21 protein-coding genes are annotated in these 13588 nt (G+C 35.7%); 10 read left to right on the forward strand and 11 right to left on the reverse strand.

The annotated features are described in order from the left end of the window. Positions 1-3: 3 nt before the first annotated feature. Genes traV through EGS71_RS00135 form a run of 10 tightly spaced genes read right to left on the reverse strand, consistent with a single transcriptional unit; the run spans position 4 to position 5886 of the window. Complete coding sequence (gene traV, locus EGS71_RS00090) at positions 4-648, reverse strand: type IV conjugative transfer system lipoprotein TraV (RefSeq protein ID WP_000823132.1); 645 nt, start codon at positions 646-648, stop codon at positions 4-6. Then, on the reverse strand, positions 649-909 hold the full coding sequence (locus EGS71_RS00095) for a hypothetical protein (protein WP_000876194.1): 261 nt from the start codon (positions 907-909) through the stop codon (positions 649-651). It lies immediately after the preceding gene. A gap of 42 nt (positions 910-951) precedes the next feature. Beyond that, positions 952-1674 (reverse strand): DsbC family protein, encoded by a 723-nt coding sequence (locus tag EGS71_RS00100; RefSeq protein ID WP_000714143.1) that lies wholly within the window; start codon positions 1672-1674, stop codon positions 952-954. Between the two features lies 1 nt (position 1675). Then, positions 1676-2992, reverse strand: coding sequence for a TrbI/VirB10 family protein (locus tag EGS71_RS00105; RefSeq protein WP_000063840.1), 1317 nt, complete (start codon positions 2990-2992; stop codon positions 1676-1678). A 9-nt stretch (positions 2993-3001) separates the two neighbouring features. After that, complete coding sequence (locus EGS71_RS00110; protein WP_000776095.1) at positions 3002-3724, reverse strand: type-F conjugative transfer system secretin TraK; 723 nt, start codon at positions 3722-3724, stop codon at positions 3002-3004. Beyond that, complete coding sequence (locus EGS71_RS00115; RefSeq protein ID WP_000376692.1) at positions 3705-4283, reverse strand: TraE/TraK family type IV conjugative transfer system protein; 579 nt, start codon at positions 4281-4283, stop codon at positions 3705-3707. The genes EGS71_RS00110 and EGS71_RS00115 overlap by 20 nt, the downstream gene beginning before the upstream one ends. Before the next feature lie 4 nt (positions 4284-4287). Further along, entirely contained in the window at positions 4288-4581 is a 294-nt protein-coding gene (gene traL, locus EGS71_RS00120) for a type IV conjugative transfer system protein TraL (RefSeq protein ID WP_000094493.1), read from the reverse strand. A 21-nt stretch (positions 4582-4602) separates the two neighbouring features. Further along, a complete protein-coding gene (locus EGS71_RS00125; RefSeq protein WP_000424621.1) occupies positions 4603-4956 on the reverse strand; it encodes a hypothetical protein in 354 nt (117 codons plus the stop codon). Between the two features lie 50 nt (positions 4957-5006). Next, entirely contained in the window at positions 5007-5243 is a 237-nt protein-coding gene (locus EGS71_RS00130) for a hypothetical protein (protein ID WP_001078617.1), read from the reverse strand. A gap of 16 nt (positions 5244-5259) precedes the next feature. Beyond that, positions 5260-5886: a lytic transglycosylase domain-containing protein gene (locus EGS71_RS00135; RefSeq protein ID WP_000568625.1), complete on the reverse strand. Its 627-nt coding sequence runs from the start codon at positions 5884-5886 to the stop codon at positions 5260-5262. Positions 5887-6173: 287 nt separating this feature from the next. On the opposite strand from EGS71_RS00135, the gene EGS71_RS00140 reads away from it, so the two are divergent. Both EGS71_RS00140 and EGS71_RS00145 read left to right on the forward strand, forming a co-directional pair. Continuing rightward, positions 6174-6452 (forward strand): hypothetical protein, encoded by a 279-nt coding sequence (locus EGS71_RS00140; RefSeq protein WP_223831807.1) that lies wholly within the window; start codon positions 6174-6176, stop codon positions 6450-6452. A gap of 25 nt (positions 6453-6477) precedes the next feature. Next, positions 6478-6909 carry a hypothetical protein gene (locus EGS71_RS00145; protein ID WP_001190813.1) on the forward strand — a complete coding sequence of 144 codons (432 nt, stop codon included), beginning with the start codon at positions 6478-6480 and terminating at the stop codon, positions 6907-6909. Positions 6910-6950: 41 nt separating this feature from the next. Here EGS71_RS00145 and EGS71_RS00150 read toward each other — a convergent pair whose 3' ends face one another. Further along, positions 6951-7589, reverse strand: a complete 639-nt coding sequence (locus EGS71_RS00150; RefSeq protein ID WP_001995382.1) for a recombinase family protein — start codon at positions 7587-7589, stop codon at positions 6951-6953. 256 nt (positions 7590-7845) lie between these two features. On the opposite strand from EGS71_RS00150, the gene EGS71_RS22395 reads away from it, so the two are divergent. The 8 genes from EGS71_RS22395 (at position 7846) to EGS71_RS00200 (ending at position 13483) form a co-directional block, all read left to right on the forward strand. Next, on the forward strand, positions 7846-8505 hold the full coding sequence (locus EGS71_RS22395; protein WP_000581089.1) for a hypothetical protein: 660 nt from the start codon (positions 7846-7848) through the stop codon (positions 8503-8505). A 3-nt stretch (positions 8506-8508) separates the two neighbouring features. Further along, on the forward strand, positions 8509-8733 hold the full coding sequence (locus EGS71_RS00160; protein ID WP_001058203.1) for a hypothetical protein: 225 nt from the start codon (positions 8509-8511) through the stop codon (positions 8731-8733). A 484-nt stretch (positions 8734-9217) separates the two neighbouring features. After that, complete coding sequence (locus EGS71_RS00170) at positions 9218-9670, forward strand: hypothetical protein (protein ID WP_000776261.1); 453 nt, start codon at positions 9218-9220, stop codon at positions 9668-9670. 535 nt (positions 9671-10205) lie between these two features. Continuing rightward, complete coding sequence (locus EGS71_RS00180) at positions 10206-10772, forward strand: hypothetical protein (RefSeq protein WP_002011434.1); 567 nt, start codon at positions 10206-10208, stop codon at positions 10770-10772. Between the two features lie 37 nt (positions 10773-10809). Further along, positions 10810-11088, forward strand: coding sequence for a hypothetical protein (locus EGS71_RS00185; protein ID WP_002011416.1), 279 nt, complete (start codon positions 10810-10812; stop codon positions 11086-11088). Positions 11089-11109: 21 nt separating this feature from the next. Continuing rightward, entirely contained in the window at positions 11110-11493 is a 384-nt protein-coding gene (locus EGS71_RS00190; protein ID WP_001055589.1) for a transposase, read from the forward strand. Beyond that, positions 11490-11825 carry an IS66 family insertion sequence element accessory protein TnpB gene (gene tnpB, locus EGS71_RS00195; RefSeq protein WP_000619347.1) on the forward strand — a complete coding sequence of 112 codons (336 nt, stop codon included), beginning with the start codon at positions 11490-11492 and terminating at the stop codon, positions 11823-11825. The genes EGS71_RS00190 and tnpB overlap by 4 nt, the downstream gene beginning before the upstream one ends. Before the next feature lie 74 nt (positions 11826-11899). Further along, positions 11900-13483, forward strand: a complete 1584-nt coding sequence (locus EGS71_RS00200) for an IS66-like element ISAba25 family transposase (protein WP_001094424.1) — start codon at positions 11900-11902, stop codon at positions 13481-13483. The last annotated feature ends 105 nt before the right edge of the window (positions 13484-13588 follow it).

Consider the following 13588-nt stretch of genomic DNA (forward strand, 5'->3'; position numbering starts at 1 on the left):
ATCTCACTGTCTAGTAAACTTAGAGATATCGACATTCAAGTCTTTTATTTCAGTATTTATTCCATTCAAAATTTCTTTACTATTTGGCTGGCTATTAACTGAAGCATTTACTGGTATAGGACCATCTGAACCTGTTTTAGTAGATTGCGGATCCGCAACTGTAATGGCTGGACTTGAATAGTTTGAAATTGGGGCTCCAATTGGTGCGTATGCATCTTGTAGACGTCGAGAATTGTGTTCAATCATCCACTTCCAATTGTCGATTACTAGATAGAAATATTGTTGATCGAATAAAGTTCTATCCGAAGATTCCCACGGAGCTACCCAAATTCTGAGAGTTTTCGGTTGGCGTAGTAATGGTTCATCTGCGTATGGAGCTACTGGCATTGCATTATCTTTAGTCGCACGTGTACGCTGCATATATGTATTTGCAATTACTTCTTTACTATTGCCATGTTTAACCTGCTGTGACGGCAAATTGTTTGCATTCAAATTCGCCATTACACCTGACATTGAGTCACACAAAATTCCATCTGGCGCTTTGCATGAAAATGAGCTTTGACCATTTAAACCGTCGAACCCTCCGTTAAATGCTGCACATCCACTTAGATTGATTGCCAAGCAAAGTAAAATACCTTTTCTTTTCATTTATAAATTCTCCAATGCTGTATGTGAATCAACGGCTTTTTCATTTTGGAAAGCCAAAATTGATTCATTGAATTTAGTTTCTTCATTCGGCTTCTTAGTTGTCTTAACAGGTGGACGAAGATGTACCTCAAGCTTAGAAATTACTTGATTAACATTTTTTGAGTTATTGACTGTTAAACACTTTTCTTGATAAGGGCTCGTTGCTAGAGCACTGCATCCTGAAAGTAAAAGAATGAATGGACAAATAATTAAATATTTCATTGACTCTCCTGAAGCCGTGAGGCTCACTATCTTTAGCTATCTTTATTTTGATTTCTGAGATGAATTGAGAAGTCGTTCTAGTTCAGAAACACCCACTGCTCCAGGCACCATTGAACCGTCTTCAAATATTAATGAAGGTGTACCTTGAATATTCATACTTGATGCAAATTCAATATTACGATCTATTGGGTGAGCGCAATTTTTGGATGAAGGCTTAATATTTTCAATCATGTAATCTTGAAATGCTTTACCAGGATTCTTAGAACACCAAATTGATACTGCTGTTGTTTTAGCAGTTGGGTGAATACTCTCTAACGGATAAAGGAATGTATAAATCGTTACATTATCAATCGATTGCAAATTACGTTCTAATTGTTGGCAATATGGGCAATCAGGATCGCTAAATACTACGAGCTTTCTTTTCCCATTGCCTTTAACTGTTTTAATTGCATCTTTTAAACGATCAGCATTCGGGAAACCAACTTCAACTATGTTTGAACTTGTTGGAGTCGTTGTTAAATCTGTTTGTGTTTTCATATCAAACAAATTTCCAAAAATGAAGTATCTACCATCTTTATCGGTATATGCCACATTTCTACCCATTACGACTTCATATATGCCGGTTAAAGGAGTTTTATTCACTTGAGTAACAGTAGTTGCCGGATAGTTTTTTTGGATATTAGACTTAATATCTTCTGCTACATCTGCATATGCTATTGAATAGGAACTAATTGCTACGGCAAAAGTTAATAAAAATTTTTTCATATTAGTCATCCATTAAAATGCGTTTTTGTTGATTCATTGGAGTTGCACTTTTAGTTATCAAAAATTGATTCGCTACTGTGCCACCTTGTTGAACAACAATCTCTAAAGTTCGCCCTGCACTAACTTCAATAACAGGAAATAAGTCATTTGCCCGTTGCATATAGAAATCAGAAAGTTTTTCTGCTCCACCTGAAATCGCACCACCTACTGCGGCTTGCTTCAGTTCACTTCCTGAAATCGTTCTAACAGTACCTAGCGCCGATTGGCTTGCTGTACCAACTGTACTACCGTACAGTCCACCTATAGCCTCCATTGCGGATGCTAATGCAGCTTTAGCAAGAATTTGACCTTGTTTACTTACTACACGGCCACGAATACCAGTTTTGCCGTCTTCTCCAACGACTTGACCTTTAATTTGAATTGGTACTGTTTGACCATTAATAATGCAGTTACCACTTTGAATTGTTGCTTTAACACGTTCACTCGATAATTCACCCCAAGCGGCTCCTACAAAACGACATCCTTTGATGTTCATTTTATAATTATTTGGCATATCGAATTTCCCAACTGTTTGGAATACAACTGGAATTGGGTCCGACTGTGCTTGTCCACCAGTTGGTGCATCTACGCCATTAATCATTACGACACGAACAAAACTCCCATCCGGGATAAATGTTGTTTTCTCAGGTCGTTGGCTTTTAACTGAAGTAGATGTTGTATTTCCTTGTTCATCAATTGACTTATTCATGTCAATAATGCCAAAGGTTTTAACTGGAGCTATATTATTTGGTAAAGGTATTCGCTCGCCTGTCTGAGGATCGATACCAGTTCCATTTGGATCTGATAGAATACTTTGTCCATGCAATCCTTGTTTATTTGGATAAGCTGAAGATGTACCAGCTATTCCCCCAAGATTTGGTGGATTTGTATTTGTTGGTTGTGCTACCACTCTTGATTCGGAACGATTAGCAATTTGACTAATACGCTCGTTCATTATTGATAGTTCTGACTTTAACGCATCATTTTGAGCAACTTGAGAGTTAACGGTTTGAGTTAAATCATCAATTTGCTTTTTTTGAGCTTCTTGATCAATTGCGGCCGTTTGTCTCCATTTATCTTGCTCTTCAGCATCACCCGGTTTTTCCACATTTACCGCATTTTCAGGTGCTTGAGTTTTATTCGTTTCTTCTGGTGGACTTCCAGAAAACAAGAAAATAGCAACAATAATGAATAATATTGTGCCTAATATGGCCAACCATTTAATTTGTTTTTTCTTGAGTTTGTCATTAGGATTTTCTAAATCGATATCGTTACTCATTTATATCTCCTAATTATTTTCTCTAACAACATAAACAAATGTCGATCTGCCAGGGCTTAGTGTTAAATTTTGAATAGAAACAGCACTTACACCTTTTCTATAAAATTCCTGCTCTAACAAATTCATTGTTTTATTTGTTAAATTAGTTAGTTGATACATTTCGCCATACATACCGTCGGTATCGTAACGACGCAACAAAACAAATTTAGACTCTTTCCACAAAGGGATTTCTGCTTTTACGAACGAACGGGATATCCCGTCTACGGCAAGTGTCTCTTGAGGATTTTCGGCATCATCTCCCATGACATACATCAATTCTTTTATTTGCTGTAAATAGGATTGAGATCGTTTGCTTGTGCCCGCACCTGGTTTTGGCGGAACTAATACAACCTCTTCGGCCCCAACGCTACGTGGCTGCAATACAAGCTTGTAACGGGTTCCTTCATCATCAGTAACAAATAGAGTTATAGGTGTATTCTGGAAATATGGAGATATTTTAAAATAGAGAGTCCCTTGCTCTTTATCTGGCAAGGTATCCAAAGCTGTTACATCTGATGGCACTAAATTAACAATTCGTCTTCCATCAACAACAAGCACATTTGGCTCTGTATTCGACACAGTTACTTGAACAGTTTCTTGATCAGCTTTAGTAATATGTTGAGCCGCAAATGTAGATGTAGTCAGGAAGATAGAAGATATAAACAATGCAATTTTACTGAGTTGCAATTTCATCTTTCACCTCATTTAATGAATAAAGACATATCGTTCCCTTACTCATCACAAATTTAGTTTGAATCTTTTGTGATTTTTCAGAGACTAAACGATCTGCCAAATAGGTTTTCCTTGTTCCTTCAATGGTTATGGCCTTATCTGCTTCTTGAAAAGTGAAAGCACCTGAAGATGACCACACACTGGTAAGGCCCTCACGTTTAATTTGTGCTTCAGATTGACTTAAATATTTTTGAATTTGTGGGAAGGATGGTTCACATGTAATGCCTAGAATTTTTTCAAAGTTCTTGGATACATTTATTGGTGTAACATTGAATAGATAATTAATTACATAGTTTGAAAAATCTAAATAATATTCTTTATTTGCCGAAGTACTTCCTAAGATATACGTTGGGCCTGAATTATCCGAAGGTTTAATTATTGTTTTGCCACTCCGTGCAAGTACAATATTTGCAATTATTGATAAAGTAAGTAAGCCTATTAAAGAAAAGATCACATAAGTCTGTGATCTATTTCTTGAATTAAGGCTTTCATTTGATGCTATTCCAACTTCTGAATCCATAATGTCATCCGAAAAAGTGGCGATTGTTTGATTCAGGCAACTCCTTTAATTTCGGTGAGTTAGCCACCCAGTAAGTTAGGTGGAGCATATAATCAGGATGTAGACCTGCTTTAGCTTTATTGAAGTAATAAGCTATTGCGAATCCCACAAAGAATCCCAAGAAGGGATGACCAAAAACAAAACCCAGAATGAAGATCAGAAATGAAGCTAAAGCAACATCTTGATCGAACATTAAGAACTTTGATTTAGCATCGATGTACGTTGGAACATAATGAGAAAGTTCTACACCTGAAGACATACCCACCCCACTAAAAAGTTATTAGATAACGGCTGTAAACGAACCTGTTACTAACGACACAATAATTCCAACTACAACGGCAGCAACTGCTGGAATTACAATAACGCGAAGATCACGAGTCCAAGCGAATGCACCAATTGCGAATAATAAACTCGCAAGAATTGCTAATTTCCCGTATGGGCCTTTAATCCAGCCTTCCACTGTTGTCGCCCAAGTGTTAAATGTAGAACCAACACCTGTACCAGTACCTGCGGTTGATAAAGTCATCCAAATAAGCATTGCTGTGACAACCATCAAGGCGATTGTTACTGGACGTTTTAGTTTTTTGATATCAAAGTAAATTTGATGTGTTTGAGCTGGAACAACTAATTCCATATTTTTATTCCTCTTAAGGTTTTAGGTTTTGCCCCCTTAAATGGGGTTATTTATTTGGCTACTGCCAAATGCTTTTCACTGCGCTCTTGTTGAACGCAACTTTTATTTTCTGGATCACATAGAACAAATTTTGATTCTCTGCCTTCACCCTTTTGAAGAACATTCACATATCGGGTGATAGGGTTAGGTTCATTCATACTCTGCTGTTTTGTTTCATTTTTTTGTTCTTTTGCTACTGCTAAGGTTGCGGATCCGCAACATAGTAGAAGCAAAAAAAATCTATTCATTTCATACTCCGTGTGGTTAGAATCGAATTATTTGGAAATTTGAAGTTTTCTTAATTGTTTGATTCACTGAAGAATAATTTGGAATATCTTCGTTATAATTAACTGACTGAGCTTTTATACTTTGAGGTTGTAATGGGGTATAAACTGCTGGTAAGCCCGCTTTTCTTTTATAGCCTTCAAAGTATCTTCTAACATCGGCAGAATATTGATTCATTGCCGTATATGCTTTAGAAGCAGGTCCTCCGTAGTAACACCCTACTGCTCTCCAGACTTCACCAAATTTTTTTAAACAATCAGCAAGAACCCATGAAGCAATTTTTTGAGAAGTACAAGGATCGAATAAATCATTACGAGTAATTCCTTGTTTTCTTAAAGCTGGTAAATGAATGGTATTTATCTGCATTAGTCCTAATGCTCTATTGCCATCTTTAAGTAAAGAACCAACTGCACCAACATGGCCTCTACTCTCTTTCCATCCAATTGCTTTTAATAAAATAGGATCCGTACCATACATACTTGCGGCTTCATCCCAACAAACAGCATATGTTGTTGATGTAACACAAGCTCCAAATACGATTGCTGAAAGTTTTATAATTGAGTTATGTATTTTGTAAGTTTTAGCTCTTTGCATAGCTTCAATCATGTACGAATTAATATGTTATTATCATACTAAAAAATTACATCAAAGTGCTGCAATTTTTTAAAAATAAAAATGCTGGTTTTTATCTATAAATTTCAGTATGTTATAGATTTCATTAATATATTTTTACAATATTTGTTACAATAGGCATACACTTGCTGATGTTAAATAAGCGATATTTAACACTCCCCAAGCCATAATGTTGTTTTTTTGTTTATACAAGCTTAAGAAAAATGGCAAAAAAAGGCATAAATTCTTTAAATCTCATTAATAGTTATGAGTCAAAAATTATGAATGTTAAGTTATCAACTGTTGAAGCAGCTCTCAATACTCCGTTAAAACCATTAGAATTAAATTCCGAAGTAAAATGTCCTAAATGTAAAAGTCGGAATCTCATATGCAGCGTTAGATACCAAACAGCAGATGCAATTCATTTTGAAAATGGATGTTTTCAATTAAAGGAATCAGAAGCATCAAAGATTTTCAAAAAAATTGATCTGGAATGTAAAGACTGTGGCAATAAATTTGAAAATGAAAAAGTTAAGACACCCAATGAAGTGTTGTTCTAAACAATAAGAATAGAAGGAGTGCAAGATGCAAAGTATTGTCAAACATATATTTAGACACTATTTGGTAGCTTTATTAAGTTTAGGAATATTTATTCTGAGTTACTTTGTTGGGATGGTATTTGGTAAATTGCTATTTAAAAACATGAATGCCGTAGAGATCGGATCTATTTTTACAGCCCTTGCCGTTAATTTTTACCTCTCCCTCCTACTGTGTACCTTCACTTTTGTTGGGCAATTTTTTTTCAATTCATTAAAAAAAATTGCAGACACCCCTTTCCAAAATCTCTTAATTCTTTTAACTGGTAGTTTTTGGATGGTTGCTACACGAACTCCTGAAGTGATTACGAACAATATTCCCTTATATAACTTTAATATTAGCCTAATAACTTTATTTGCATTTATGTTGTTCATTAGCAATTCAAAATTTATAAAAGCTTTTATTTCTAAACAAGAATGAAAAAGTCTCAAACAATTGTTGTTGCGGATCCGCAACAACAATTACTTTAAAGCTTGAGATGAATTTGATTCGCTATATCTCTTCCAAACTAGCTTAACTAAAGAAACACTACAATTTGCTATTAATGCCGTTTTTGAAATACTAATATTCTGCTTTCTTAACTCTACAATTTTATCGTGAAGTTTTTTGTCAGCTTTTCTACCATTGTAAAGACCTTTATTTTTTCGAAGTTCAATTCCCTCTTCCCTTCTTTTTTTAATTAACAAATAATCTTCATGTGCCATTTGCAATGCAATTTTTAGCAACATGTCTTGTACTTGATCTAATACAATTTTAGAAATTCCACTAGCATCTTTTGAAAATTCAGATAAATCAATTACACCGGGTATTGAAAGTTTTGCACCTTTTTCTTTAATTGCAACAATTAACTTCTCGGCTTCAGGTAATGGTAATCTACTAATACGGTCAATTCGCTCTGCAATAACTACTTCACCGGCTTGAAGGTCATGTATCATCCTATTAAGTTCTGGACGATCAGGTGTAATACCTGAAGCTTTTTCCCTATAGACTGCTGCAATATAATAACCAGCATTTCGCGCATCATTTATCACCTTCTCTTGTCGCTCAAGATCTTGTTTCTCTGTACTGACACGCATGTAAATACGAGCTACGTTATTCAACAGATCAGACTCCTACATTTATAAACAAATATCATGGGTAACTATAATTGCCATATTTACTATCAATATGGCTTTTTTGGGTATAGTTAAAAAGACCTCAGAATTATATATGGTTAAAATAGAATTTTGAGCATCTAAAATGGCCTAGCCAACCTTGCTGAGTTATATTGACCAAATATACATATTAAATTATATTGATTCAATATAACATCATAAAACTTTATGAATGAGCTGAAAAGCTTATGGAGTACAAAAAATGATCCATGAAAATATCTACATGCATGATGTAATCGATATATTCGATGTTTATCAAAAAGACGATCTGCTTAAGAAATCCAAACTAGGACTCATGAAAAAATGGGATACTTTCTCAATTATAGCCATATTTTTATCCATAATTGCTTTAATCGGTGGTTCCCTATGGTTAGTTGGTTTAGTTAGTCATGAAAAATCTAATAATGTTGATACTGCATTTATGATAGCAATTAGCGGACTTGTATCGATCATTATTAATTACTATTTAAATAAAAAAATAACAGAAATAATTTTAAGAAAAGTTTTTTATTCTTCAAAAGAAAAAGAATTTAAATTATCTAGACCAATGTATATTAACTTAGTATTACTTTCAGATTACGAAAGATGCTCTGCCCTTATTGAAAGAGAAATAACCGAAGATATGTATAAAAAGGTAACATATCTAAAAGAAAAATATAATCTCCCATTAAAAAAACCGCTCGAAAAGATCATGATAGAAAGAGGATTTATATCATATTTTGACTATGAATTTTTATTTATTGATCATTTTTACAAAAGATTCAAAGACATGGAATTAGAAACAATAAAAGAATCAAAGATCTTAGAAGCAAGAGAATGTGTCGGTGCAGCCTATAATATCGCTAATGATAATAAGGAGTAACTAATGAACAATGATACCTCGAAAGTTAATAGATTAGGTAAAAAAATACAATTCGGTATAATTATATTTGCTTTAACTTTAATTTTGCAGTTACTGAATCAAGTTGTTTTTAGAAATAGTGATAATGAAATTTTTTCAAAACTATCATTATTATTCTTAATTTTTACTATGTCATCGGTAGTTATTTTAGTATACTTAGTTAACGAATATAGAAAAAGCAATAAATAACCAATTTTTAAATAGATTAAAAATCTATGAGCTTAATAGCTTAAGGAGATGTAAATGGGTTTTAAATTTAGTTTAATTACCTCAATTATTACGGTATTAGGTATACTACTTGTTTTAATAGGTTTGTATTGGTACAAATCTAAAAAATATCAAAACGATTTATGGGTTCAGAATGTAGGTCAGATGACTTTTTATATAGGTCTATTTCTGAGTATAAACGGCATCGGTTTATCAATTAAATTAAACCAATAAGATAGGGTGAATAAATGGGTCCATTTTTCTATTTAACTGCTCTTGCTCTTTTATTTAGCTGGCATATATTTTATATCCATAGATTTAATAATCCTATGATACTATTCCTTGCAGGGATGTTAGTTATATCATTTATGATAATTCAACCATCCCTTCCTCAAGTATATTTTTTTCAAATTAATTAATTTGCATAAATCACTGTTTCGAGCTGAAAAGCTTATGGAGTTAAATCATGAAATTACAACAACCATTAGACCTAGTTAATAATTGTCTAATTTCTCTACCAGTACCAGACACTTCTTTATTAAATGATACATCTATCGATATCGGAATGTCTTGTATTTCTATAATGTTAATAACAACTGTTATATCACTGATAATTCTTAAGATACTAAGTTTTAAGGTTAAAATCAGTAATATAGCAGTTTTTTCAGTTTCAATTTTTCTAGGTTTATCAGCTTGTTTTATATCTTGGCCCCATCAGTTTAAAAAAGCTATGCAACCATATCAAAATGCGCTTGACCTAGCAGTTCCAACTATTAAATCAGTTAATGACCCTATATTAAGCTCATTATATAACAAAGGTGAAAAGTTTTCTTTTCCTGAATATGGTGCTTTAGCAAAAAAATATAATGAACGATCTCAAGTAATTAAAGCATTTGCAATTAAAAATTCTTGTAAATAAGAAAGGTTATACTATGGATAGTTTTACACTTACTTTATATGTATCAAGTCTTTTATTGTTGCAATCACTGAGTTTTCTTTTTAAGGATGAAGTTGAAGAATTTGATACCTCTTTAATTTGTTTAAGTTTAATGTGTGCAGTTGGAATTAAAGCTTCATTTATTTTTTTTACAACCACACTTTCAATAAACAAAATCGTAAGTATCATTTTTTTGATACTATTTACAATTTTTTCATTAATCCATATTCTCACTAATGTTTACGTTTCTTTCGTAAAAAGAAAATACGGATAGTTTCAACATACGAGCTGAAGAGCTTAAGGTGAATTATATGCATCTTAGATTTAATGAACTTACAACTGTTTTATGTATTGCCGCCAATGCGATTATAATTCTTGGAATCCTTATCATAAGAAAAGGACGACATATTGGTATTGGTCAAGCATTTATTTTCACTGGACTTATCCTTAATACAAATTGCTTTGTTTTTGCTTTAAAGGCCTAAATTCTATTTCTCTATTTCACAAGGATTTATCTATGAACACTAAACTTGATTCGACCTCTAAAGTTTTTTTAACTTTATTTGGAGCAGTACAACCTTTTATTTTAAATTTGGTTTTTATTTTCTTTGCTGTTTTAGCTTATTATATAAATTTTATCCCAAAGCCAGAAGTTTTAATCTTTTTCTTATGCTACCTTAACGCTCAGTCTTTTGGAAAAAGTTTTTATCTTTTTGGTTTATTAAAATATTCCAAAGGTCTTAATCAGCTTCCTTTTAAAGAGCTAGGGGTAATCATTATAAATCTTATTTTTATATTTCTTATCCTATTTTTTTCTTATTCCTTCTCTAATTTAAGTTTTTCTTCTGAAAATACTAAAAGTGCTTTTGGTACTTTTTGTTTAATTTTAATGATTGATTTAATTCTAACTCCTTACACTTTTAAGTATTTCAGAGAGTATTCTTTTATTAGTATTACCGATAGTTCCGCTGATAATGCAATTGTTGTTGATGACAAAAAGAAAGGGATTTTCAATTTTGTCTTCAGTATCGCTTCATTAACTTTAGGTATGCTCGTTCTCAATTTTGTTAAGGGATTATTCTAATTTTCCTTTCAAATAATTGATTGCTTGGAGATTTAATATGCCTAATTTTATTTTTAACCCTGAAACTTTTGTGACACCAGGCCACGGCTCTGATCCCGGTGAGTGGAATGATGATGATCGAAAGGACATTACAACTCTTAGATATCTTTATCCTGAGATAGCACATTGGGGCGATTTAGCTATAGGTTCTGCATTTGGCTCTTATTCTTTCGATATTCTTGAAGTTCAATGGGCTGAATGGATGATTAAGCGTAAGCATCCGGCTAACACAGCCTTACCAAGCGGTCCTATAAGCCTTAATTTAGTTCCCACCTAAAAACAAGTGGGGACTTAATCCATGAACATGGATATATATTCAGCAACACCTCCTGTTGCTAAAAAACGCAGAACATACAGCAAAGAATTCAAACTCAGTATTGTCAATGCCTGTAAAAATCCTAATACCTCGATCGCTTCGGTCGCACTGCAACATAGTATTAATGCCAACCTTGTCAGTCGTTGGATCAGGATCTTCAGCCATCATGAGGGTGCCGTGCAGGATCCTACTCATGTGAATCCAGCATTTATTGCTTTGCCTTACACTGCTGCAATCAGCCAACCTATTGATGAGAGGATCACGTTGTGTATCACCGTGCCTCATACGAATAATGATATTCAGCTAAAATGGCAGACATCAGAAATACCTGCCTTGGCAGAATTACTCAAGGCACTGGCAACATGATCCGTATCAATGAAATTTGGCTCTCTACCCAGCCCATGGATATGCGAGCAGGAATGGATACTGTCATGGCTCAGGTGGTGAGAGCCTTTGGCTACATCAAACCGCATTGCGCCTACCTGTTCTGTAATAAACGTGGTCATCGTATGAAAGTGTTGGTACATGATGGACTGGGCATCTGGCTGTGTGCCCGGCGTTTGGAACAGGGTAAATTTCACTGGGCTCAAGTTCACCAAGGTGAAACCGTGGCCCTCAGCCCGGAACAGTTACAGGCATTAATCCAAGGTTTGCCCTGGCAGAGAATTGGATTGCAGCAAGTGGTGAATATGCTCTAAACCAAGCTCGACCATTCTGCCATCCTCCAAACGTTCTATTTCATTCTCTTCATGACCTCAGGCATACTGCGGTCATGAATACGCTGCCTGACTTAAGCCAACTGACCCATGAACAACTGCTGGAATTCACCAGACAGTTGGCGATGCAGCATCAGTCTCTAGCACAATCAAACCAACAATTGGATGCCAAAGTTCAACATCTTTCTATTCTCAATCAAAAATACGAGCATGAACTGGCGCTGTTTAAAAAGCACAAATTCGCCCAAAAGAATGAACACTTAACGGCAAAACAAATCCACCTATGGGATGAAGCGGTTGAAGAAGATATTGCTGCTGTTGATCTGGAATTAGAACGATTAAATGCAGATAAAACCGATGCAGCGACACAGAAAGCCAAAACCAATAAACCTAAACGTCGACCACTGCCAGATCATCTACACACCATCCGTATTGAGCATGAACCTGCATCAACCCAATGCACTTGTGGATGCCAACTCCGTCGTATCGGCGAAGATGTCAGTGAGAAACTGCATTTCAGACCGGCACAGTTCTATAAGGAACAGCATGTGCGTGGTAAATGGGTCTGTGATCAGTGTGACACTCTGACTCAGCAAGCGATGCCCGCCTATGTGATTGATAAAGGCATTGCTTCACCTGAATTGCTCAGCCATGTGCTGGTATCGAAGTATGCCGATCATTTGCCGCTGTACCGTCAACGTCTGATCTATCAGCGGGCGGGAATCGAACTTTCTAGATCAACTTTATCTGACTGGATAGGTCGCTGCGGTGTAGAACTGGAACCTCTGGCCAATGCCTTAAAAGAGGTGGTGCTGCAACAGCGGGTGCTGCATGCAGATGAAACACCGGTCACCATCATGCGGATGGGTGAGAATGAGAAAAAACCGAAGAAAGGTTATGTCTGGGCCTATGCCACCACACAGTACAATCCAGTTCAGGCGGTGATCTATGACTTTCAGGATAGTCGTTCAGGCCAGCATGCTGCAGAGTTCTTGAAAGGCTGGCAGGGCAATCTAGTCTGTGATGATTACAGTGGTTATAAAGCACGCTTTAAATCAGGCCAGGTCATAGAGGTCGGCTGCATGGCCCATGCACGTCGTAAATTCCATGAACTGCATGTGACCGGGAAAAGTCAGGTCGCTGAACAGGCATTGGTGCTGATTCAGAAACTGTATGCGATAGAAGCAGAACTCAGGAAAAAGACCGATGGTACAGCGGAAGACCGCCGCGAATACCGACAACAGCATAGTCAACCAGTGATGCAACAACTATATGAATGGCTCAACCAACATCATCTGACAGTGCCATCGAGTTCTCCCACCGCCAAGGCCATCAATTACACTCTGAAGCGTTGGCCAGCCTTAAGCCGCTATCTGGATGATGGCAATCTACCGATATGCAACAATTGGGTAGAGAATCAGATGCGTCCCTGGGCGTTGGGGCGCAAGAACTGGCTGTTTGCAGGTTCGCTGCGCAGTGGTCAGCGAGCGGCAAACATCATGACTTTAATCCAGTCAGCAAAGCTGAATGGGCTGGATCCGTATGCCTATTTAAGTGATGTGCTGAAAAGGTTACCGACACATAAAGTGACCCAGATTGAAGAGTTACTGCCGCACTGCTGGAAACCTAAATCGAATTAAAAAATAGGTATGGGATTCAGCGGACGCTTACGATTAAGCGCGATGATAGCTTTCTTAATTATTGTTGCTGGCGTCAATTGTATGGTGAGTGGCAATTCCATTTAG

Origin of the sequence: Acinetobacter sp. FDAARGOS_559, assembly GCF_003940475.1 — a bacterium.
GTDB classification, from domain to species: Bacteria; Pseudomonadota; Gammaproteobacteria; order Pseudomonadales; family Moraxellaceae; genus Acinetobacter; species Acinetobacter baumannii.

What these genes read in the sequence shown, in the direction of transcription:
- EGS71_RS00105 (WP_000063840.1), bottom strand. Translation starts at nt 2,992, where the DNA reads ATGAGTAACGATATCGATTTAGAAAATCCTAATGACAAACTCAAGAAA.
- EGS71_RS00180 (WP_002011434.1), top strand. Translation starts at nt 10,206, where the DNA reads ATGAACACTAAACTTGATTCGACCTCTAAAGTTTTTTTAACTTTATTT.
- EGS71_RS00135 (WP_000568625.1), bottom strand. Translation starts at nt 5,886, where the DNA reads ATGATTGAAGCTATGCAAAGAGCTAAAACTTACAAAATACATAACTCA.
- EGS71_RS00190 (WP_001055589.1), top strand. Translation starts at nt 11,110, where the DNA reads ATGAACATGGATATATATTCAGCAACACCTCCTGTTGCTAAAAAACGC.
- EGS71_RS00185 (WP_002011416.1), top strand. Translation starts at nt 10,810, where the DNA reads ATGCCTAATTTTATTTTTAACCCTGAAACTTTTGTGACACCAGGCCAC.
- traL (WP_000094493.1), bottom strand. Translation starts at nt 4,581, where the DNA reads ATGTCTTCAGGTGTAGAACTTTCTCATTATGTTCCAACGTACATCGAT.
- EGS71_RS00095 (WP_000876194.1), bottom strand. Translation starts at nt 909, where the DNA reads ATGAAATATTTAATTATTTGTCCATTCATTCTTTTACTTTCAGGATGC.
- EGS71_RS00200 (WP_001094424.1), top strand. Translation starts at nt 11,900, where the DNA reads ATGAATACGCTGCCTGACTTAAGCCAACTGACCCATGAACAACTGCTG.
- EGS71_RS00140 (WP_223831807.1), top strand. Translation starts at nt 6,174, where the DNA reads ATGAATGTTAAGTTATCAACTGTTGAAGCAGCTCTCAATACTCCGTTA.
- EGS71_RS22395 (WP_000581089.1), top strand. Translation starts at nt 7,846, where the DNA reads ATGATCCATGAAAATATCTACATGCATGATGTAATCGATATATTCGAT.
- EGS71_RS00160 (WP_001058203.1), top strand. Translation starts at nt 8,509, where the DNA reads ATGAACAATGATACCTCGAAAGTTAATAGATTAGGTAAAAAAATACAA.
- EGS71_RS00130 (WP_001078617.1), bottom strand. Translation starts at nt 5,243, where the DNA reads ATGAATAGATTTTTTTTGCTTCTACTATGTTGCGGATCCGCAACCTTA.
- traV (WP_000823132.1), bottom strand. Translation starts at nt 648, where the DNA reads ATGAAAAGAAAAGGTATTTTACTTTGCTTGGCAATCAATCTAAGTGGA.
- EGS71_RS00115 (WP_000376692.1), bottom strand. Translation starts at nt 4,283, where the DNA reads ATGGATTCAGAAGTTGGAATAGCATCAAATGAAAGCCTTAATTCAAGA.
- EGS71_RS00125 (WP_000424621.1), bottom strand. Translation starts at nt 4,956, where the DNA reads ATGGAATTAGTTGTTCCAGCTCAAACACATCAAATTTACTTTGATATC.
- EGS71_RS00145 (WP_001190813.1), top strand. Translation starts at nt 6,478, where the DNA reads ATGCAAAGTATTGTCAAACATATATTTAGACACTATTTGGTAGCTTTA.
- tnpB (WP_000619347.1), top strand. Translation starts at nt 11,490, where the DNA reads ATGATCCGTATCAATGAAATTTGGCTCTCTACCCAGCCCATGGATATG.
- EGS71_RS00110 (WP_000776095.1), bottom strand. Translation starts at nt 3,724, where the DNA reads ATGAAATTGCAACTCAGTAAAATTGCATTGTTTATATCTTCTATCTTC.
- EGS71_RS00100 (WP_000714143.1), bottom strand. Translation starts at nt 1,674, where the DNA reads ATGAAAAAATTTTTATTAACTTTTGCCGTAGCAATTAGTTCCTATTCA.
- EGS71_RS00170 (WP_000776261.1), top strand. Translation starts at nt 9,218, where the DNA reads ATGAAATTACAACAACCATTAGACCTAGTTAATAATTGTCTAATTTCT.